The following is a 22,064-nucleotide window of genomic DNA, read 5'->3' as shown; positions in this document are numbered from 1 at the left end:
ATCTTCCATAGGAGGTCTAATGATGGAAAATGTAATTGTATATACATCAACAAATTGTCCACATTGCCGTCAGGTGAAGAGCTTTTTGAGTGAAAAAGGCGTAGCCTATGAAGAGCGTAATATTGAGCAGAATGATGATTACGCGCAGCAGGTTTGGGATATGGGAATGAGAGCTGTTCCTGTAACTGTAATTGGTGAGCACAAAATCGTGGGGATGAATAAAACTCAGTTCGACAAAGCATTGGCGACTGTTTAATTAAATATATTTCTGTGAGGAAATTGCAAAAGGTCGCTTCCATTTTGGAGGTGATCTTTTTGTGGTCTAAGTATACAAAAATAGCCTGACGCTAATATGCGGAGGCTATTTTTTATGATGTAAATCGCAAAGTTCAATTTAAGCTTGAGTGAAAGAGGTAATGATCTGAAATAGGACGTATACAGCAACACCGCTGCCGATCAGAATGAACCCTGATTTCTTTTTGGCTTGAAAAAAACGGAGCACACCGAGACTGATCAAAGGGGCAATAATGAGCAGAAAAAGCAACACAGTGATGAACATCTGTGCCGAGATATCAGACGTATCAACATAGGTCATGGACTCGCTCTCCATTTCAAAAAAGGGGTTGTAGTGATAAATGTCACACTAACTTATCCTTTATTATATAGGATTTAAGTTGCTTTTACTGCACTTTTGATCCACCTAAATGCGGCAATTTTACGTCAATTCTATCCGCTCTTGAATTTCACCCGTGAAACTGTCCCGCAAAACGTTGTCCATTAGACTACATTAAACGGTCACCCGAATATCGCCTAGAAAATGCATAACTGCAGAGAACCCCGCGCCTATCATCGTGCCTCGGCTGCCCAGCTTGGAGAAGGTAATCTCGAGCTGCTGCTTATGATAAGGAAGTGTACGCTCGGCTACAACCCGGCGAAGGGGCTCCCCTAACCAGGCTTCTGCTTCGGATAAGGCTCCACCGATGACAATCAGCTCTGGATTAAAGCTATTGATTAGATTCGTTACTCCGATGCCGAGATATTCACCTATAGATGAGAAGTGGTGCAAGGCGTCTTCTTGTCCAGCGGCTGCATAACGGACCAGTTCTTGTGTGGTATGAGCAGGGAGGGAGAACTCGGAATGGTCATAGGTTTTCTCCGAGGCATATAGCTCCCAACAGCCACGGCTCCCACAACTGCACGGCTTGCCTTGTGCTTCAATCGTCATATGTCCGGTCTCGCCGGCATATCCTCTTGCACCTTTGTACAGCTCTCCGCCAATAATAATACCGGATCCGATCCCTGAACCCGCACTGATATAGAGCAGATGTCTAACATCTTTTGCCGCCCCAAAGTTCAGTTCACCTTGTGCACCTGCGTTAGCTTCGTTATCAATAGTGACTGGAACCGCGAATTCCGCCTCCAAAATACCCCGCAGGTCGACCATTTCCCAGCCAAGGTTGGGAGCAAAAAGAACAACCCCGTTCTCATCCACCATCCCGGGGACACCTACTCCGATGCCGACGATACCGTATGGGGATTCAGGTGCTTTATCAATCAAGTCTGAAATTGTTTTTTTCATCCGTTCCAGTACATAAGGCAGAGCATGATTGTCCAGGGAGAAATCGCTTTCGAAAAGAATGCCACCACTTAAATCACATAAGACGGCTGTCAGTTGCTTCACCCGTAGCTCTATACCGATTACACTGCCGGCCATGCTGTTAAAATGCAGCATTAGCGGCTTACGTCCGCCACTGGATTGACCTGGTCCAACTTCAGTCACTAATTCTTGAGCGCATAGCTCAGCCACCAGATTGGATACGGTAGCTTTATTCAGTCCGGTCATCTCTGAAACCTTGGCGCGCGAGAGCGGAGAGTTCCTTCGAATAGTATGTAGTACGATCGATTTATTGATTTTTTTGACCAGCGCCTGATCTCCGGTAACCTTCACGAATCACACATCCTTTTTAGCATAGTTCCCTTTTGTTGTATGCCACTTAGTCTAGAGTGATGTGCTGGAAATTGCAATACATCGGCAGAAAAGAGGAAATCTATGTTTGTTGGATTTTTTGAATATTAAACGGATAGGCAAGGGAGACTTAAAGAGGCGGAAATTTTATAAAAAACTTTGTTTAACCAATATACAAAGTCAAAAAGATGTGTTAAGATGATGCTGTAAACGCTTGCTAGCGTAGCACAATATGAGGAGGATTACACAATGGCTTATTTTGAGACAGTGAACAAAATCTCTTACGAGGGAAGCCGTTCCACCAACCCTTATGCATTTAAATTCTACAATCCTAAAGAAGTCGTAGCCGGCAAAACTATGGAGGAACATCTGAAATTTGCAATGGCTTATTGGCATACATTAACTGCTGGCGGTTCTGATCCGTTTGGCGCTGAAACTGCAATTCGCAGCTGGGACAAATTGAGTGGTCTTGATAAAGCTAAAGCTCGCGCTGAAGCAGCATTCGAATTTATGGACAAGATGGATCTGCCTTACTTCTGCTTCCATGATGTAGATATCGCACCAGAAGGCGCATCTTTGCGTGAGTTCTACAGCAACATCGACACTATTGTTGATATCCTTGAACAAGGCATGAAGACTTCCGGCAAGAAATTGCTGTGGAATACAGCTAATATGTTCACTAACCCGCGTTATATGCACGGTGCAGGTTCTACACCTAACGCTGATGTTTTCGCACATGCAGCAGCACAAGTGAAGAAAGGTCTGGAAGTTGGTAAACGTCTGGGCGCAAGCAACTATGTATTCTGGGGCGGCCGTGAAGGTTACGAAGAATTGCTGAATACAGATATGGGTCTTGAACAAGATAACATTGCACGTCTGTTCAGCATGGCTGTAGATTACGCTAAGGAAATTGGTTTTGATGGTCAATTCCTGATCGAACCTAAACCAAAAGAGCCTACTAAACATCAATATGATTTCGATGCAGCAACAACAATTTCGTTCTTGCAAAAATACAACCTCGACAAGCACTTCAAGCTGAACCTTGAAGCTAACCACGCTACGCTTGCAGGTCATACTTTTGAACATGAACTTCGTGTAGCTCGTATTAATGGCATGCTTGGATCACTTGACGCTAACCAAGGGGATACACTGCTTGGTTGGGATACTGATGAATTCCCAGTAAACATCTACGATGCAACACTTACTCTTTATGAAGTATTGAAGAATGACGGTCTTGGCAAAGGCGGAATTAACTTCGACGCTAAAGTACGTCGTCCTTCCTTCGAGCCACAAGATCTGTTCTTGGCACACATCGCTGGTATGGATACTTACGCAAAAGGCTTGAAAGTTGCTGCTAAATTGATCGAAGATCGCGTATTCGAAGATTTCATTGACAAACGCTACAGCAGCTTCACAGAAGGCGTTGGTGCAGACATCGTTTCCGGTAAAGCAACATTGGCTTCTTTGGCTGAATATGCTTTGAACAATGAGAACCCACGTCCTAACCAATCCGGACGTCAAGAATACCTGAGAGCTACCCTTAACCAATACATCTTGGCTGAGTAGTCCTTATAGGGAGCTTGAAGCTTAGGCTTTGAGTCGAGTTTGAACAAATGCAACGGGGGTTGCTGAAGAGAGCATTCTTCGGCAGCCCCCTTTTTGTAGTAAAAACTAAGCAAGATGCTTACGAAGTAAGTTTTGCTCGAAGTAATTCAATGAAGTCTATGCTAACAAAACTTTTAGGAGGTCAAAAATGAAATACGTTATAGGTGTTGATTTGGGGACTAGTGCAGTGAAGACTGTTCTAGTGGACCCGCAGGGGAAGGTGGCTTTTGAGCATTCCGAGTCCTACCCGCTAAGCAGACCCCAACCGAACTGGAGTGAGCAAAATCCTGAAGATTGGGTAAAGGGCACGCTGGTCAGCCTGCGCCGTCTGATTGAAGTATCAGGCATAGACCCGTCTCAAGTAGACGGTCTAAGTTTCTCCGGACAAATGCACGGATTGGTACTAGTAGATAAAGAAGGGCAAGTGCTGCGTCCAGCTATTCTTTGGAATGATACCCGTACTACTGCACAATGCCGTAAGATTGAGAAGACGCTTGGAACGAAGTTGATCGATATCGCCAGAAACAAAGCATTGGAAGGTTTTACACTGCCTAAGATTCTGTGGGTTCAAGAGAATGAACCAGAAGTATTATCACAGGCGCATCAGTTCCTGCTGCCAAAAGATTATGTTCGTTATCGGTTGACGGGTGATTATGCAATGGATTACTCCGATGCTGCCGGAACGTTGCTATTGGATGTAGGTTCTAAAGAATGGAGTGCAGAAATCGCAGAGGCTTTTGAACTTCCGCTTTCTCTTTGTCCTAGATTGGTAGAATCCTTTGAACAGACTGGAACTTTATTGCCGGACATTGCTGAAGCGTCAGGTCTTTTATCTTCAACAAAGGTATTTGCTGGTGGTGCAGATAATGCTTGTGGCGCGCTCGGAGCGGGTGTATTGGGAGAAGGCCGGACCATGTGCAGTATTGGTACATCTGGTGTAGTTCTTTCTTATGAAAGCAATAAAGATTTGAATCTCGAAGGCAAAGTCCATTTCTTTAACCATGGTGAAAAAGATGCCTACTATATTATGGGGGTTACACTAGCTGCTGGTCATAGCCTTACGTGGTTCAAAGAAACCTTTGCGGCGGACAAAAGCTTTGATGAGCTGTTAAGCGGAGTTTCCTCTATTCCAGCTGGCAGCGGCGGCCTGTTATTCACACCTTATATTGTAGGAGAACGTACACCACATCCAGATGCGAATATTCGCGGAAGCTTTATTGGTATGGATTCAGGGCATACGTTGACGCATTTTACACGTGCAGTATTAGAAGGCATTACCTTCTCACTGCGTGAATCCATTGAGATTGTACGTGAGTCAGACAAAGAGATTACAGAGATCATTGCAATTGGTGGTGGAGCTAAAAATGAGGCTTGGCTGCAAATGCAGGCTGATATTTTCAATGCATCCATCGTGAAGCTGGAAAGTGAACAGGGTCCGGCAATGGGAGCAGCTATGCTGGCGGCTTATGGAAGCGGATGGTTCACATCCCTTGCGGAATGTGCAGAAGCGTTTATCCGTCCTGCTGATGTATATAAACCAGATCCGAAACAAACGGCAATCTATGATGGTCTATTCAACCTCTATCAGGAAGTTTACGGCCAGACCCGCGAATTGAATAACAAGCTGGCTGCATATCGCCAATAAAATGCCATTTATCAATCTGTCTGATATAAAAAAGGTCTTTCGCATCTGGCGGAAGGCCTTTTTAAAGACCATCTTCTTTATAGAGGTGATGAACGGCAATATTCAAAAATGTTGCCGTTTTCATTTTTCTTCTGTAAAGTATGGAATATCTCCATGGTAGTGGCAGCCTGTACATGAGATAGTGAAGGTTTCGGGGGGCGAAAGGCCATGTTTCAATGGTTTGTTAAGGTGCTGAATGACATCAAAATCCGCAATAAGCTGCTGCTTGCTTTTTTACTGACTACACTTTTACCGGTATTACTGGTAGGTGGTTATCTTACGATTGAGATGAGGACCATGGCGTTTGAGAACGCACTGGAGCAAGCTTCAATTAACGTAGATCGGGTAAAAAAAAGAACAGAAGAAGTCATCGGTGTATCGCAAGATATAGCGTATCGATTGTCCAATGATGCCCGGCTGAAAAAACTCGCCATACGCCAGTATGTAAGCACTTATGATGTGGTTGAGGCTTATCGGGATTACACTGATATGCGTGAATACCTAAGATTATATAAAGACATATCCAACATACGTTTATACACTGATAATGCTACGCTGCTTAACAACTGGGAGCTGATCAATCCTTCGTCTGCCATTAAGGAGAGCCAGTGGTATCAGAGAGCACAGCGGTACGATAGCCTCGTCGGTTGGGAATATATAGAGGATGAGCGTGATCAGCGGAATTATTTAAGTCTTGTCCGCAAAATCGAGCTGGAGGGCTCCAGTAAGATTGGCGTGCTCGTTATTAATGTAAACAGTCACCAGCTAACCTCAATTCTGAGCCAGGAATCATTTGATACCATGATCGTGGATGATCAGGATAATATCATTGCTGCGAACCGGAGCGATCGGACAGGAAAGAAACTGGCAGATGTTTCTTTTGATACAAAGCTTTTGGGGCAAGGAAGCGGGAGCTATGAGGCAGAAGTAGATGGTGAAGCCTCCAAAATAGTGATAGAAGAACTTAAACCACAAGCCAGCCGTAACGCCCTGCGAATTATTTCTGTTTTTTCTATTGATAGTATAGTCAAAGAACCTAATCGGGTGATTAAGCTTTCGATTACCGTGATTGCCGTAAGCGTTTTATTGGCCTTTTTAATCATATATAGTTTCTCTTCGTTATTTTCACGTCGATTATTGCAGTTAAGCAGACATATTAACCGCGTTAGTACGGGTGATTTTGACACTTCATTAAAAATTGATGGCAAAGATGAAATTGCCCTGTTAGCTCGTCAGTTCAATTCTATGGTACGGAGTATTAACGATTTGATGTACGAGGTACAGGAATCTAATGACCAGAACAGTCTGCTGGAACAGAAACAGAATGATATCCGTTTTAAAATGCTGGCAAGCCAGATCAATCCTCATTTCTTGTTCAATGCGCTGGAATCTATTCGTATGGAGGCCCATATGAAAGGGCAAGTGGAGATTGCACGGGTAGTGCGTCTTCTTGGCAAAATGATGCGCAGTAATCTGGAGGTAGGCCGAAGTAAAATTTTGCTTAGCCAGGAGCTTGAAGTGGTTCGTTGTTATTTGGATATTCAGCAATTCCGTTATGAGGATCGTTTGAAATATCAATTTATTGTAGACCCTGCCGTCGAATCACTCTACATCCCGCCGCTGATTGTGCAGCCGCTTGTGGAAAATGCGGTGATTCATGGGTTAGACAACACGATGGATGGAGCAATGGTTACGGTGAATATCAAGCGTGAGCAGAATCATGCGGTCTTTACCATTACCGATAATGGAGCCGGGATCACTCCGGACAAGCTGGAGCAGATCCGTTATACCCTTGAGGTTCGTGATGAGCAGGAAGAGGCACGGATCGGGCTGCGCAATGTACACGACCGTTTGAAGTTATCCTACGGTGTTGAATATGGACTGAATATCGAAAGCCGGATGAATGAAGGAACATCTATTACGTTTCGTATTCCAATGGAGGACATAAATCTATGATCAAAGTATTGATTGTTGATGATGAGCCAAAGCTGCGGGAAGGCCTTCGGGCTCTAATCCCTTGGGAAGAGCTAGGGTATACGGTGGTGGCTACGGCCGCCAACGGCTTGCAAGCTCAGGAGAAATATCATATTTTTTATCCGGAACTGATTGTGGTGGATATCCGCATGCCTGGTATGGACGGGCTGGAGTTAATCGGTGAGCTGCGCGAGGAAGGCTCGACCAGCCATGTGCTAATTTTAAGTGGTCATGCGGATTTTGAGTATGCCAAACGAGCCATTTCTTACCGCATTGACGGCTATTTACTGAAGCCGGTGGATGAGGAAGAGCTAATCAACTATTTGGAGGAACTCAGAGTCACGATCGCTCAGGAAGATCGCTTTAGCCGCTGGAATGAAGAGGAGCCTGCCCGTAATCGCGAAAGCCTGCTGCGTACATTGCTGCAGCCTTCAACTGCGGAGGAGGGGGAGAATGATCCTGCTAAGCAGGCGGCAGCACTGGGTCTTAAATCAGACCGTGTCGAAGTGATCCTACTCGAATTACTCGCGCCTGCGGGCGGCAGTGAGGAAGGGGAGCGGGCCGTTAAGGCCGCGGTAGAACAGTATTTTGGCAGCAGTGAAGAGCGGATGTTTTTCACGATGCCGCCATATATTGGATTCCTGCTGCAAGAGCCGCTGCCAGGAAAGCAGGAACAGGAGCGGCTGATGGAAGAGCTTGCTTCCTTAATTTGCCGCGAGGGATACAACTTCAGCGCAGCAACGGGAGGCCCTGTAGCTGGACCAGAAGAGGCGGCACAGTCTTTTCAAGTGGCGCGTGAACTGCTGCGCCGGGCATTCTTTTACCGCAAAGGGATTCTGATCAGCGCCGATCTCTCCGGTATGTTGTTTCCTGGAGTGGCGGAGGCGTACACCGAAGAAGGGCAGGATGCGGAGAGCCGCCTAATGCTTGCTGTTGAAACCGGAAGCCGCGCGGCCATTGAACCGCTGGTGGATACGATCTGTGCGGAGCTACTGGCTGCGGGCAGTGAGGAGCAGCAGATCAAAGATACATTTGTGCGGATTCTCAGTACGGTGTTGGCCCGTCTCGAACCGGTCTATCCAGAGATTCGCAGCAATGCCGCTAAGCATTCCCCGCCGATCGGTGAGCTCTACCATAGTCATTATCTGGCAGACCTGCAAGAGCAGGCCGTTAATTTCATGGCGGAGATCGCCGATCAAATGTCCAGTGGCAGCAAAGGGAATGAGATCAAAAAAATTACGGAGCTAATCAACCGCCGTTACAATGAGAACCTTAAGCTTGAGACCTTATCCGAGTTATTTAATTACAACAGCGCATATCTAGGTAAAATGTTCAAGAACACTACCGGGGAATACTTCAATACGTATGTGGACAAAGTGCGGATTGAGAAGGCGAAGCAATTCCTAGCGCAAGGCATGAAAGTATATGAGGTGGCCGAGAAAGTAGGGTACATGAACCCCGATTACTTCAACGCCAAGTTCCGTAAATATGTAGGGCTCTCCCCGAGTTCTTTTCGCAAAAACATCTAAAATAGAAGCCCAAAAAGCCACAGTTGCAGTTCAGGTATAACCTGAGCTTTAGCTGTGGATTTTTTTTCTTACATTAAAGCTACTTCACTAATAATAAATCTAATCGTTGCTGCAATTCTAGATTTGCAGGGTCCTTTAGAAGGGCCAGAAGTAACGCTTGAATTTGATCCATCTCTTTAAAAGGTTCATTTTGTACATATTTGTCATGTATTCTGGTTTCCAAGGTATATCCATAATCGAACCCTAATGTTGAATACGTCGAAAGGGCGGCAACTTTACTCGCTTGCTCTACAGCAAGAATGCTTGGTGTTGAGGATCGTTCTAATTCCACTCTTAGACCGTCGAGTTCTGATGTCAGATTCAGGTCCAGCCTATTCATTAATCTGTTATGGCTTACGTTGTTATTGAATTGAAATAAATTTAGTGTCAATAATACTGCGGCGATAATCAATAATAATGTCTTGATGTTTTTGTTTTTCATTGCTCTCCTATTACCCTCCTTTAGGAAAAGAAATTGCAGGTACAACAGATAATGTCGACTCGGCATGTGCGTATAAGGAATATGTATCTGAAATAGTTGAAGTACTGATGTATCAGGTGATATTTTCTAGATAAGATGATATTAAAGTAATTAATTTTAATTGAACCATACGGAGGTTTTCGTTGAGGAGCAGGGCAGGGGTTACGGGTATACTTGTTACGCCTCATCTGAGAGCATATTATAGTTTTCATTCGCGGGTATGACGGACTCCAGAGTCGTTATTTGGGCTATTTCGAGTCCAATTTCGATTTATCGGACTCCATGTACGTTATTAGCTGCAAATGTTCTCCAAAAGGTGGTTTTTTAAGTGAATAAGGTCTTTATAGTCCGCCTAACCCAATAAGATGTGCAATTTGCTTAAATAAGGTCATTTCAGTCCGCGCCTTCGCTTCCGGCCACGTTCACTTATAGAACGTTAGCTCGGGGCGTTTTTTAATTATGGGATGAAGTATTAATTGTGTGAAATAGACAGGGGATTAAGTATCGTATCGATTTATGAAATCAAATAATTTCACTTGATTATATTTTCAGTAAATTCATGTTTGTTTTCAGTGTTTTCAACGATGTATCCGCTTTATTTGGGCTCTAAATCTCTAATTTTCACCTGATTTTAGGTCGAATTTATAGGGTACTGCAATCGCTTACAGAGATTTAGAATATAGACATAGAGAGGAGGGGCTTTATGAAAGCGGACACAGTAACTTCTCAAATCCCGCCGGATACCCGAACACGCAACAAAAAGCCTGCTTCAGGAGGACGGTTTTGGAGAAGCTTTAAGAATCAAAAGTACTTATGGATGATGTCGATACCTTTTGTGATCTGGGCATTCGTCTTCAGTTATCTCCCGTTATGGGGCTGGACGATGGCTTTTCAAAAGTACAAGCCTGCACGTGGCTTTTTTGAACAAGAATGGGTAGGTTTTGAACACTTTAAGACACTGTTCAGTGACTCGCAATTCCTTCTGGCGCTGCGTAATACGCTGGCGATGAGTGGAATGGGCTTAGTCGCAGGATTTATCTTTCCAATAACGTTTGCAATATTGCTCAATGAAGTGCGTCTTGGCTTCTTTAAAAGATTTGCTCAAACAGTCTCGTATTTGCCCCACTTTGTATCATGGGTGGTTGCAGCGGGGATTGTAACTAAAATGTTATCTGGTGAAAATGGTCTTGTAAACGATATCTTGTTAGGAATAGGATTCATAGACGCACCTATCCAGTTTATGGCCCAGGGCCATCTCTTCTGGGGAATCGTTACCTTATCGGATGTCTGGAAAGAGACCGGATGGAACGCCATCATCTACCTTGCAGCTATCGCAGGTATTGGGCCTGAATTGTACGAAGCGGCCCGGGTAGACGGTGCCAGCAGGCTTCGTCAGGTATGGCATATTACACTTCCGGGTATTCGCCCAACAATTACTGTACTACTCATTATGTCGGTGGGTAATTTGCTCAATATCGGCTTTGAGAAGCAATTCTTGCTCGGAAACAACCTCGTTACCGACTATTCTCAAGTGCTAGACTTGTATTCACTGAAATACGGACTGGGCATGGCGAGATATTCCTACGGTACTGCGATCAATATATTCAACTCAGTGATCAGTGTAATTCTACTGTTTACGATTAATGGAATCTTCAAACGTACAACAAAAGAGAGCCTTCTGTAGCACAGAAGGCCCTTCTACCCAATCGTGGCAGTAAATTGCCCTTTTCATGAAAGGAGAGCGTTACAGTGGGAAATTCAGCTATCACCGGAAAGTCATGGTCAGACCGGATCTTTGATTTCTTTGTATATTTTGTAGTACTGTTCGTGGTTGTAATCACGATTTATCCGTTTTTGAACGTGCTTGCCATCTCACTGAATGATTCAGTGGACAGTGTGCGCGGTGGAGTGACCATCTATCCCCGGGATTTTACCTGGGACAATTACCTAAAGATCTTCACTTTCTCCGGATTAATCACCGGGTTTAAAATATCCGCTTTGCGGACAATTATCGGTACTTTGTTCGGACTGATCAGTGCCTCGATGCTGGCGTTTACGATCAGCCGCCCTGACTTTGCAGGTCGCAAGTTTGTCTCCACATTCTTGGCAATGACCATGTATATCTCAGGAGGAATGATTCCAATCTATATGCTGATCAAGGATCTGCATATGATGAACAGCTTTGCAGTCTATGTATTGCCTGGACTGGTTAGTGCCTTTAACGTCTTCGTTATCCGCTCCTTCATCGACGGCCTGCCGTATGCGCTGCAGGAATCGGCGAAGCTGGATGGAGCCAATGACTTTACAATCTACTTCCGCGTTATTCTGCCATTGATGAAGCCAGCGCTAGCAACGATCGCGCTGTTCCTAGCAGTAGGTCAATGGAATGCTTGGTTTGATACTTATCTGTACAATGGTTCAAGCCCTAACTTGACCACATTGCAATATGAATTGATGAAGGTTCTACAGACCACAACAAGTGGTAACGGAGGCGACTACCGCTCCAACATTGCTTCGCTGGCTTCCAATCAGGTCTCGCCGGAGTCGCTCAAAATGGCGATTACGATTGTCGTAACCGTACCGATCCTGTTGGTTTATCCGTTCATTCAGAAGTATTTTGTTAAAGGTATGACACTTGGTGCTGTGAAGAGTTAATCACAGTTTAACGGGGGAGCTTAGTCTCCCCTATGCTTAAAACCTATTGTGTATCCGTTTTCTTTTGGCAAGCTGGGTAAAGTATTAACAGGTCTTCACCTGTGATACGATAGATAAACAATTTTAAGGAGGGTTTATTTAATGGGAAGTAATAGAAAGATAAAAGCCAAAGCTACGGCATTAACGCTCACTTCTATTATGCTGCTCGGTGTGCTTGCAGGCTGCGGCGGTAACAATGGCAACAATGGTAATGCTGCAGCTGGAAATACAGGCGGCAATGCAACTAATGCTGGAAATGCGACCAATGCGGCTGAGGATATTTCCCCGCTCACGATGACCTTCTTCAGTGCAGACCCTAACCCTAACTGGACAGGTATGCAAGATGAAGTTGGTAAAGTGATTACGGAAAAAACGGGAGTAACCCTAAATGCTGAATATGCAGTTGGTGATCCTCAACAAAAAGTAGCCTTGATCGCAGCGAGCGGCGAATATCCGGATTTGATCAGTGCTAAGACTGATGTCAGTAAGCTGGTGGATGCAGGCGCAATGCTTGATCTAACAGACCTGATTGAAAAATATGCTCCGAATATCAAAAAAGTATTGGGCGAAGAAGGCATGAAACGTTCACGTTACAGTGACGATGATCATGCGATTTATGCCATCCCTACTTATGCAGGTGTGGACAACAAATATTTTGATGCTGGTGGCGGATTTGAACTACAGCACCGTGCTGTTAAAGAAGCTGGATATCCTGCAATCAAAACTGTTCAAGATTATGAGAACGTAATCAAGGCTTACCTGGAAAAACATCCTACCGATGAAAATGGTAACAAAAACATCGGCCTGACTCTGAATGCAGACGATTGGTACATGTACATTACAGTAACTAACCCAGCATTTATTACTACTGGTTCTCCTGACGATGGTGAATATGCGATTGATATCGACACCCAAGAAGTAACTTATCACTTCCGTCGTCCGGCTGAAAAAGAATATTTCCGCTGGCTCAACCACATGAACGATATCGGATTGCTTGATCCAGAAAGTTTCGTTCAAAAGTATGATCAGTACAAAGCTAAAATTGCTACCGGCCGCGTTATTGGTTTGATTGACCAAGACTGGGGTTATGGCGATGGAGAAAGAGCATTGAAAGCTGAAGGCAAGCTGGATCAAGGCTATGGACACTATCCTGTAACCTTGTCTGAGGAGTACAAAGAAACCTCCTTCTGGCCTACAGGCTTCATGGGTGGTAACGGAATTGGGATCAGCGTAGATGCTAAAGATCCAGTTCGTGCGATTAAATTCCTGGACTACCTAGCTTCCGACGAAGGTCAAGTATTGGTTAACTGGGGTATTGAAGGCAAACACTACAATGTTGTTGATGGCAAACGTGTCATTCCTGAAGATGTGAACGACCGTAAATATAATGACACTACCAACTTCCAAAAAGAAACTGGTTTGGGTAATGTCGGATCAAACTATGCATTGCTGAGCGCTCACTATGGCGACGGTGTATTGGATCCATCTGGTAACTACTACACAACTCGTTTCCCTGAGCAAGTAACTGTAGGTTACAATGCGGTTGAAAAAGAAACACTTGCTGCTTACAAAGCAACAACTTGGAAAGACCTCTTCCCAAGTGAAGATGAGTTCAAAGTTAAACCTTGGGGCGCAGCATGGAACATCACGATTCCTGGGGATAGCGAAATTGTCGTTCTTGACAACAAGCTGAAGGATATCAGTTGGAAACGGATCCCAGAAGCAATCTTGTCTAAACCAGCTGATTTCGATAAAGTTTGGGATGCTTACATGGCTGAGCTTGATAAAGCTGGTGTAACGAAAGCTGAAGATTTGCGTGAAGAGCTGGTTAAACAACGCGTGAAACTTTGGAATGATTAATTATTAAATTTCGTCTAATCCAATAAAAGCATGAAGATGGCGGGAAGTCCGAACGAAAGTCCGGGCCTCCCGCTGATTGCTTTTCACCGGTAATAACAGGACAGGAGGAATATACATGGGAGAGAGCAAGAACTCCGGACGGCATGAGTTATGGTACAAGCAGCCGGCGGCTGTATGGGAAGAGGCGCTGCCCGTAGGTAACGGGAGGCTGGGCGGCATGGTCTTTGGTGGAATCGAAGAAGAACGGATTCAATTAAATGAAGACACTCTATGGTCAGGTTTCCCGCGGGATAAAGCCAACTATGAGGCACTGCGGCATTTGGCTCCAGCTAAACAGCTAGTTGCAGAGGGGAAATACAAGGAAGCAGAAGCACTGGTGGACGCCAAAATGTTAGGCAGCCGGACGGAATCCTATCAACCGCTTGGAGATTTGCGATTGAAGTTTAATTTTGCAGGTCCTGTAGAGGATTACCGGAGAGAGCTTGATCTGGATCAGGCGTTGGCTACGGTATCCTATACTGCCGGTGGTGTAAGGATCGTACGTGAAGTATTGGCCAGCAGACCGGATGACATTATAGCTCTTCATATCCGTGCTGAGGGGGGGGAGGGCCAAGCTACTCTGCCAGATTTCTGGGCGGATCTGGCATCACCACATCCTTTCAACTCGGAGATTACTCCGGATGGCATGCTGATTATGACTGGCCGTGCCCCGTCGCATGTGGCTGATAACTACGTAGGGGATCACCCGCGTGCCGTATTATATGAAGAGGGGCTTGGCATAAGTTTTGCTGCGGTTATGGAGATCCAGACGGAAGGTGGGACTTGTGTAGCGGAGAACGGCTCGCTGTTGATTTCTGGCGCGCACTCCATTACCCTTCGTCTGGCTGCGGCAACCGATTATGCCGGGTATGACCGGATGCCGGGAAGCGGTGGCAAGCTGCCAGCGGAGTTGTGCCTACTGCAGTTAGCTTCAGCCTCTAAAGGATACGCAGAGCTTAAGCAGCGCCACTTAGAGGATCATCAATCCTTGTTCCACCGTGTGGAGTTGACGCTTGCATCTGCTGCTTCCCGAGGAGAGCTTCCGACTGATGAGCGCCTGGTACAATACCGCGAAGGACAGGCAGATCCTGAACTGGAAGCGTTGCTGTTCCAGTATGGCCGCTACCTGATGATTGCTGGCTCACGGCCGGGGACGCAAGCTCTGAATCTGCAGGGCATTTGGAATCCCTATATTCAGCCACCATGGAACAGCAATTATACGACAAATATAAACACCGAAATGAATTATTGGCCAGCCGAGTTATGCGGATTGGGCGAATGCCATGAACCTTTAATAGATTTTATCACGGAGCTTAGCGTGGCTGGCAGCCGTACAGCGAGTATTCATTATGCCGCACGTGGCTGGACAGTACACCATAATACCGATTTGTGGCGGATGACTTCTCCATCAGACGGTAAGGCGATGTGGGCTTTTTGGCCAATGGGCGGGGTATGGCTCTCTCGCCATCTATGGGAGCGTTACGCTTTTCGTCCAGATGAGGACTATTTGCGCACAGCTTATCCCATATTAAAGGGAGCCGCATTGTTTTGTCTGGATTGGCTAGTAGAGCTGCCTGATGGAAGATGGACCACAGGTCTGTCTACCTCGCCAGAGAATGTATTTCTGACTGCTGACGGCACACCATGCAGTGTCTCGGCTGGCTCAGCTATGGATTTATCGCTTATCACTGAGTTGTTCAAGCACTGCATTCAGGCTGCTGATATTTTAAATACCGATGTAGAGCTGCGTCAGGAGCTTATGCAGAAACAGAAACAGCTTGCCCACCAAGGGATCGCACCGGACGGAACTGTCCGCGAATGGAATGAGGATTTTGCTGAACAAGAGCCTGGGCATCGTCATGTTTCTCATTTGTATGACCTGTATCCTGGGAACGTAATTAGCCCTTCCTCCACACCAGAGCTAGCGGAGGCGGCAGCCTTAACACTGAAGAAACGTATAGAACATGGAGGTGGCCATACAGGCTGGAGCGCAGCTTGGTTGCTTAATCTTTATGCGCGTCTGAAGGATGGCGAGAGTGCGGTTAGCTGTCTACGTCGCATTTTGCAAGATTCCAGTTTGCCGAACCTGTTCGGTAATCATCCTCCGTTTCAGATTGATGGAAACTTCGGAACTACAGCCGGAATAGCAGAAATGCTTTTGCAGAGTCATCAGGAGGGTCTGGAACTATTACCTGCTCTTCCAGAGGAATGGTCTGAAGGCAGCGTGAAAGGGTTGGTGGCACGTGGTGGCTTTGTCATGACTATAGAATGGAGCGGGGGCTGTTTAACAAGGGCAGAGGTTACCTCGACTCATGGCCGATCCTGCAGAATTGTTCAACACCAGCCTTTGCTCATTCAAAAACCTGATGGTACACAGATTGAAGGAGCGGGGCTGGAATTTGAAACAGTAATAGGAGAGACCTATCTCATTACACCCCTAAAGAAATAATTCATATTGATCTGGCTTAGAGGCTGTTCTCAGAGTAGAATTATTCTACAGAGAACAGTCTTTTTTTGCCCAAGTCTTCATTATCTATTAAATGGAGGGTTTTGAATAAGTCTGTAGGAGCCGGAGGATCAGAATAATTATGTGGAAAAAACGCTTCACGTTGGCAAAAGTCATTCTTGGAGGAGTGATTATTTGCGCAGCCATTCCCCCGACATTGTATTGGACCTGGGGGCATGCTTATGCGGCCACGACTTCACCGACCGTTCGTTCTGTGAGTGAGATTGCCCAGAAGCTAACCGGTGCGATGAATAATCGTAGAGAGACTATCACTTTTACTTATGAGGGGAAAACCTCGAATTTAAAAACACAGATACAAACGGGTCTAGATCAAGCGATGAATAGCGATCCCTATTTGTATTACATCATAGACAGCTACGGATACACTTATCGAGGGAGCAAAAGCTCTGTAAAGGTTACGGTAGAAGTGAAATACTTGGAAACGCTGGAGCAGACCGCTTTTGTGAACAAAGAAGTAAAGGCAACGCTCAAGAAGATCATTACACCGGGCATGAATAATCATCAGAAGGTTAAGGCTATCCACGACTGGGTGGTGCTGCGTCTGAAGTATGATACCTCTTATCGTAAATATACGGCTTATGAAGGCCTGAAGAGTGGCAGTGCCGTTTGCCAAGGGTATTCGCTGTTGACCTATAAGCTGCTCAAGGAAGCGGGATTCAGTAATAAAATCGTTGAGGGCACTGCAAAACAGCCGGGAGGACGCAGCCAGTCTCATGCTTGGAATCTAGTGCTGCTCGAAGGGAGATGGTATCATCTCGACACAACTTGGGATGACCCGACACCTGATAAAGCCGGCGTAGTAAGCACCGCGTATTACTTGAAGACTGATGCCCAAATGCGTCAGGACCATAGCTGGACGAAGTCTTATCCGGCAGCCTCGGTTGCCTATTATAAGACCTTGTCAGCACTTGTAGAGCGTGGAGGACAGAGCGCCGGGGTGTATAAGCAGCTTCAGAAGGACCTTAATTATGAGCTGTATGCCGAGGAACGGATTGTACGTTCAGCAGCAGATTTAATTCAGCTGGCGAATAAGGCTGTCGCTTCAGGAGAGGGATCTTTATTATTCCGTTATGACGGTAGTGGAACCCAGCTGAAGAATGATCTACAGGAGTTATATAAACTTGGACTAGAGGAAGTGTCTTATTCTAGCACTTCTTTTGATAATACGGGTGATCTAAAAGTGTATGTGACTTGGGAATAGGCAAAGGGCTAAGTAAAATCAGGAGTTGAATATACTAGATTGATTTATATAAAAAGGGATATCCCGCAGCCTTTCAGGCTTCTGGATATCCCTTTTTGAGGAGTCTATTTATTCTGGGTGAGTACTAAGATCGCATTTATCCAAAGGAATAATATTACTCTTGCGGAAGAAGCGATAGCCGGCCCAAATCAAGACGAATAATGGCAGGCTGATATAGGAAACGGCAATACCGTACCAGTCGATGTTTCCACCTGAGAAGGCACCCATATTCTGGCCAAGGATGGCTACCGTACAAAGTACTAAGGCAAATATAGGCCCAAACGGGAACCATCTAGCCCGGTAAGGCAGCTCATCAAGGGAATGACCTTGAGCTATAAAGGCGCGTCTGAAACGATAATGGCAGACAGCGATGCCGAGCCAGTTAATAAATCCACACATACCGGAAGCATTAAGCAACCAGTTGTATACAGCACCATCACCAAAGAATGATGCTAAAAAGGCTAACATACCCACGGCTGTGGTCACGAGCAAAGCACCAACAGGAACACCGCGGCGATTAAGCTTGCCTAGAGCACGTGGAGCCATTCCATCCTTAGCCATAGCGTACAGGACGCGGGTGGAGGCGTACATTCCCGAGTTCCCGGCTGACAATACGGAGCTGAGAATGACAGCATTCATGACGGATGCGGCAATAGCAAGTCCTGCTTTATTAAATACGATCGTAAACGGACTGACTCCGATATCATCAATACCACCGCGCAGCAGATCTGGATTCGTGTAAGGAATCAGCATTCCGATTACTAGTATAGCGAGGATATAAAAGATTAATATACGCCAGAAGACTTGGCGAATAGCAATAGGTACGTTACGGCGAGGGTTCTCACTCTCACCTGCTGCAACACCGATTAGCTCGGTGCCTTGGAAGGAGAATCCCGCAGCCATAAAGACACCGACGAAAGCGAAGAAGCCACCGTGGAACGAGCTGCCCCCGATCTGGAAATTGCTGAAGCCTACGGCTTTTCCGCCCATGATTCCGAAAATCATCAAAACTCCGACAATAAGGAAGGCGATAACAGTAATAATTTTGATAATGGCAAACCAATATTCTGATTCTCCGTATCCACGAGCAGATAGGAAATTAAGACCGAACATCAGCAGCAGGAACACGAGACTCCAGAGAAAGGAGGGACTGTCCGGGAACCAATATTTAATAATGACGGTGGCGGCAGACAATTCTGCTGCAATCGTAACCGCCCAGTTATACCAGAAGTTCCAGCCGATGGCGAACCCAAAAGCGGGGCTGACGAAACGCGTGCCGTAAGTGCTGAATGAGCCCGAATCCGGCAAATAGGTAGCGAGCTCTCCCAGACTGGTCATGAGGAAATAAACCATAACACCAACAGCCGTATAGGCTAGAAGTGCTCCACCGGGTCCGGCTGAAGCGATAGCGCCACCACTGGCCAGGAAGAGTCCAGTACCAATAGATCCTCCAAGCGCAATCATGGTCAAATGCCTTGCTTTAAATGATTTTTTTAGCTCAGGCGGGTTACCTACGTTGCCTTGTGCTAGATTTTGCTGCTTGCCCTGCATGATTTGACACTCCTTATGATCTAATCTTTCAATTCATGAACGGGGAGTGCTGAGCTGCTTCCTCCCGCAGAGCGGGAGAGTGTATTTGGTGGTCTCCATAAGGTTATGGACAAACACTAAATATACAAATTCTGTAAACGCAAAGAAACCGCAGACTATATCTGCGGTTTCCATCTATACAGCTCCGCATCATACTCCCTGTGAAGATAGCGCAACACATTATGACCTGCTGCTTATGCAGGTTATACAATGTGACAGTTCCGTGCCTTTCGGCAACGGCCCCAGCCTGCACCGCTGTAAGAGCGACAGTGCAGACTTCGGCAGATATTCCTTTCGACGCGATTCATAGACGGCTCTAACGTCTCCACGCGCGTACTCTTTATATCCGCGACCTCTACCTCATCTTAGTATGACGAGGCTATCTTTACTTCATTCATTTATAAACAACAGGAATTAGTATAAAGCAAGTTCGCAAGTCAAGCAATGACAAAATCCGGTAGGGAATGTTAGCTGCGACGACGCTCTGACATTTGCTGCCAAACGGTACCCGCCGCTGCTTCACCGGAAGCGATACGTTCCAAAGCCATTTTGGCCTGAAGTCCAACCTCGAATTCCGGATCTTCCGCCGCAACTGACAGCGCTTCTTGGGCATCGGATGTGCCCACCTCATAGAGGAAACGAGCTGCGCGCCAGCGGACAAGCTTGCTCTTATCTGTCAGTGCTGCCGTCATCACTGGCGTGGCGGCAGGATCGCCGATGTCGGACAGCGTATCGCCTGCCGTACGTCTCACGGCTGGCGCGCTGTCTGCCATCGCCTCATAGAGCAGCTCCATCGCTTCAGGCGTGCGAAGGTCGCCTAGATACACGACCGCAAGCCTGCGAATATGCAGCTTGGGATCGTGCAGCGCCGCCTTAAGCTCCGGCAGGAGCTCCGCCGTCGGCGTAAGATCCTCCAGCGCGGCGTAGCGCACGCGCCAATCCTCATGCTTCAGGTCTCGCAGCAGCTCATCCTGACTGCGGGTTCGTCTCTGCTCGACGAACTCACCTTCGGCGCCGTGCGCAATGGCTTGCTGCACGAGAGAGTCGAGGCGTTCCTGCGGATACGCCGCTTCGACCTCTTGCTCCACCTCGCGTGCAATCTCCGCGGGCTCGCCATAACGCACGCCGTAATCAGTGAGCTTACGCTCTTTAATCATCACGGCGCTAGCCACATCCATAACCGCCTTCGTGAAGCGGTTTGCTAAGGAGATGCGCTCTTCATTCGCGCCGGTCTTAACGCGGATCTGCAGCGGAATTCCGCGGAACATCTGGACGAAGACTTGAGCTTCGCCGAAATGAGCGCCAGCGTTCTCATCGGCAAGATTCCAATCGTCATTTAAGCCTTCGCTGTTGCCGAAGCGGTTCTGGACTTCTCTTAGAATCGCTGCCCAATCCGCATTGCCCTTGCGTTCGAGCGCTGCAAAGTCAGCAGCGTGATAGATGCTAATAACGCCCGGTATCGTTAACATTTCGCGTGCCCAGGCCGGTGCGGAACGTTCACTTTCTGGTGTATAGGTTCTGCGAATTCCAGGTTCCAGACTTTCGTCCAAATGAAGCTTCATCGTATTTGGACTTGGAGTCGGTTCAATAAAAGTAATCTTCATACGTAGCTCCCCCTTGAACGGTATATGCACCGCCATACTTTATACACATATTATCTCATTTCTGGCGTGAAACACAAAAGGGTACTTAGATATTTTGCGGAAAAAGGGCGCACCATTACCAAGTAACTTGTATATTTTGCAAAATACTCTGCCGTTCAATATAGTTGTATTATATTCGCTAAAGTAAAGCATGCTCTGCAAACTTCTAAAGATGAGGTGCTCTATGGCTAAATTTCGCTACAATAACCTCGACAATGTGAGTACCGATAAAACACTTAAAGAGTTTCGTAAGTGGCGGGAGGAACGTCGACGGAAGAAAAAAGATTATTCATATGTAGTGCCAAGTACGCCGCCGAGGTTAGCTTATCTGGCGGAGAATCGCCTGGAGACCACCATTACGTGGATTGGGCATTCAACGTTTTTCCTTCAATATGAAGGGATGAATATCATTACTGATCCAATCTGGGCGAGAAGACTAGGCTTTGAGAAAAGATTGGGGCAACCCGGGATTCCGCTCAGCGAAGTGCCTCCCATTGACCTGATTCTGATCTCGCACTCTCATTATGACCACTTGCATATGGCTTCTATCCGTAAATTATATAGAGCAGGGACAACCCTTGTTGTTCCTATAGGCTTGAAACGAAAGATGCTCCGCAAAGGATTTCATAACTGCATAGAAATGGAATGGTGGCAGGAAAATACGCTAGGTAAAATTAAGCTTACCTTCGTGCCGACTCAGCACTGGACGCGGAGAACGCCTTGGGACACGAATACTTCTCATTGGGGAGGATACATTCTGCAGCCGATCGAATCGGATAGCGACAAGCTGCCTCCTAACCTGTATTTCGCAGGAGATAGCGGTTATTTTCCGGGTTTTAAGGAGATTGGGAGCCGCTATAAGCTTCATGTTGCACTCATGCCGATTGGAGCTTATGAACCGGAGTGGTTCATGACCTCGCAGCATGTAACCCCTGAAGAGGCTATACAAGCATTTGTAGATGTTGGAGCGGAGACCATGATTCCGATGCATTACGGCACCTATAGACTTGCTGATGATACGGCCCGGGAAGCGCTGGATCGGATGGAAAGTGCCCGGCTTAAACAGGGTATTTCTGAAGAAAGAATCCGTACGCTCAGCTATGGCGAAACGCTTATTATACAACCCGAGAATCGCATAACTGGACAATAATTGAAAAAATTCCTCCTAACTGGCGACCTCTGTACAGCAGCTG

General features: G+C 46.4%; 16 protein-coding genes and 1 riboswitch. Of the genes, 11 read left to right on the top strand and 5 right to left on the bottom strand.

Annotation, left to right across the window (positions count from 1 at the left end; genetic code table 11):
* Positions 1 to 22 precede the first annotated feature (22 nt).
* A complete protein-coding gene (locus tag MHB56_RS10780; protein WP_076128716.1) occupies positions 23 to 256 on the top strand; it encodes a glutaredoxin family protein in 234 nt (77 codons plus the stop codon).
* A gap of 138 nt (positions 257 to 394) precedes the next feature.
* On the opposite strand, the gene MHB56_RS10775 is transcribed toward MHB56_RS10780, so the two are convergent.
* Both MHB56_RS10775 and MHB56_RS10770 read right to left on the bottom strand, forming a co-directional pair.
* Positions 395 to 595 carry a hypothetical protein gene (locus tag MHB56_RS10775; protein WP_036680251.1) on the bottom strand — a complete coding sequence of 67 codons (201 nt, stop codon included), beginning with the start codon at positions 593 to 595 and terminating at the stop codon, positions 395 to 397.
* 192 nt (positions 596 to 787) lie between these two features.
* The gene (locus MHB56_RS10770) at positions 788 to 1,948 is read right to left on the bottom strand and encodes an ROK family transcriptional regulator (RefSeq protein ID WP_076128714.1); all 1,161 of its coding nucleotides are present in this window, start codon (positions 1,946 to 1,948) and stop codon (positions 788 to 790) included.
* Positions 1,949 to 2,215: 267 nt separating this feature from the next.
* On the opposite strand from MHB56_RS10770, the gene xylA reads away from it, so the two are divergent.
* From xylA to MHB56_RS10750, 4 genes are all read left to right on the top strand, one after another.
* Complete coding sequence (gene xylA, locus MHB56_RS10765; RefSeq protein WP_076128712.1) at positions 2,216 to 3,532, top strand: xylose isomerase; 1,317 nt, start codon at positions 2,216 to 2,218, stop codon at positions 3,530 to 3,532.
* Positions 3,533 to 3,719: 187 nt separating this feature from the next.
* Positions 3,720 to 5,216 (top strand): xylulokinase, encoded by a 1,497-nt coding sequence (gene xylB / locus MHB56_RS10760; RefSeq protein ID WP_341143560.1) that lies wholly within the window; start codon positions 3,720 to 3,722, stop codon positions 5,214 to 5,216.
* Between the two features lie 207 nt (positions 5,217 to 5,423).
* Complete coding sequence (locus tag MHB56_RS10755; protein WP_076128708.1) at positions 5,424 to 7,211, top strand: sensor histidine kinase; 1,788 nt, start codon at positions 5,424 to 5,426, stop codon at positions 7,209 to 7,211.
* Complete coding sequence (locus MHB56_RS10750; RefSeq protein WP_076185438.1) at positions 7,208 to 8,758, top strand: response regulator transcription factor; 1,551 nt, start codon at positions 7,208 to 7,210, stop codon at positions 8,756 to 8,758. The genes MHB56_RS10755 and MHB56_RS10750 overlap by 4 nt, the downstream gene beginning before the upstream one ends.
* A 79-nt stretch (positions 8,759 to 8,837) precedes the next feature.
* Here the strand turns inward: MHB56_RS10750 and MHB56_RS10745 are convergent, their stop codons facing one another.
* Positions 8,838 to 9,239, bottom strand: a complete 402-nt coding sequence (locus MHB56_RS10745) for a hypothetical protein (RefSeq protein WP_248549626.1) — start codon at positions 9,237 to 9,239, stop codon at positions 8,838 to 8,840.
* Between the two features lie 742 nt (positions 9,240 to 9,981).
* On the opposite strand from MHB56_RS10745, the gene MHB56_RS10740 reads away from it, so the two are divergent.
* From MHB56_RS10740 to MHB56_RS10720, 5 genes are all read left to right on the top strand, one after another.
* A complete protein-coding gene (locus MHB56_RS10740; RefSeq protein WP_076100584.1) occupies positions 9,982 to 10,962 on the top strand; it encodes an ABC transporter permease in 981 nt (326 codons plus the stop codon).
* A 65-nt stretch (positions 10,963 to 11,027) separates the two neighbouring features.
* Positions 11,028 to 11,933, top strand: a complete 906-nt coding sequence (locus tag MHB56_RS10735) for a carbohydrate ABC transporter permease (protein WP_076128700.1) — start codon at positions 11,028 to 11,030, stop codon at positions 11,931 to 11,933.
* A 141-nt stretch (positions 11,934 to 12,074) separates the two neighbouring features.
* Positions 12,075 to 13,832 carry an ABC transporter substrate-binding protein gene (locus tag MHB56_RS10730; RefSeq protein WP_080742630.1) on the top strand — a complete coding sequence of 586 codons (1,758 nt, stop codon included), beginning with the start codon at positions 12,075 to 12,077 and terminating at the stop codon, positions 13,830 to 13,832.
* A gap of 115 nt (positions 13,833 to 13,947) precedes the next feature.
* Positions 13,948 to 16,320 (top strand): glycoside hydrolase family 95 protein, encoded by a 2,373-nt coding sequence (locus MHB56_RS10725; protein ID WP_341143559.1) that lies wholly within the window; start codon positions 13,948 to 13,950, stop codon positions 16,318 to 16,320.
* A 139-nt stretch (positions 16,321 to 16,459) separates the two neighbouring features.
* On the top strand, positions 16,460 to 17,599 hold the full coding sequence (locus MHB56_RS10720) for a transglutaminase domain-containing protein (protein WP_076185435.1): 1,140 nt from the start codon (positions 16,460 to 16,462) through the stop codon (positions 17,597 to 17,599).
* A gap of 108 nt (positions 17,600 to 17,707) precedes the next feature.
* On the opposite strand, the gene MHB56_RS10715 is transcribed toward MHB56_RS10720, so the two are convergent.
* Both MHB56_RS10715 and MHB56_RS10710 read right to left on the bottom strand, forming a co-directional pair.
* Positions 17,708 to 19,189, bottom strand: coding sequence for an amino acid permease (locus MHB56_RS10715; protein WP_280753546.1), 1,482 nt, complete (start codon positions 19,187 to 19,189; stop codon positions 17,708 to 17,710).
* A gap of 199 nt (positions 19,190 to 19,388) precedes the next feature.
* Positions 19,389 to 19,594, bottom strand: a riboswitch (Lysine riboswitch).
* Between the two features lie 101 nt (positions 19,595 to 19,695).
* Positions 19,696 to 20,832 (bottom strand): virulence factor, encoded by a 1,137-nt coding sequence (locus MHB56_RS10710; protein WP_076128692.1) that lies wholly within the window; start codon positions 20,830 to 20,832, stop codon positions 19,696 to 19,698.
* A gap of 223 nt (positions 20,833 to 21,055) precedes the next feature.
* Between MHB56_RS10710 and MHB56_RS10705 the strand changes: the two genes are divergently transcribed.
* Positions 21,056 to 22,021 (top strand): MBL fold metallo-hydrolase, encoded by a 966-nt coding sequence (locus tag MHB56_RS10705; protein WP_076185434.1) that lies wholly within the window; start codon positions 21,056 to 21,058, stop codon positions 22,019 to 22,021.
* Positions 22,022 to 22,064 lie beyond the last annotated feature (43 nt).

It is taken from the genome of Paenibacillus sp. FSL H8-0315, assembly GCF_038005365.1.
GTDB lineage: Bacteria > Bacillota > Bacilli > Paenibacillales > Paenibacillaceae > Paenibacillus_AQ > Paenibacillus_AQ odorifer.
Note: the sequence above shows the minus strand (reverse complement) of the source record. Positions and strands in the feature narration are given on the sequence as shown.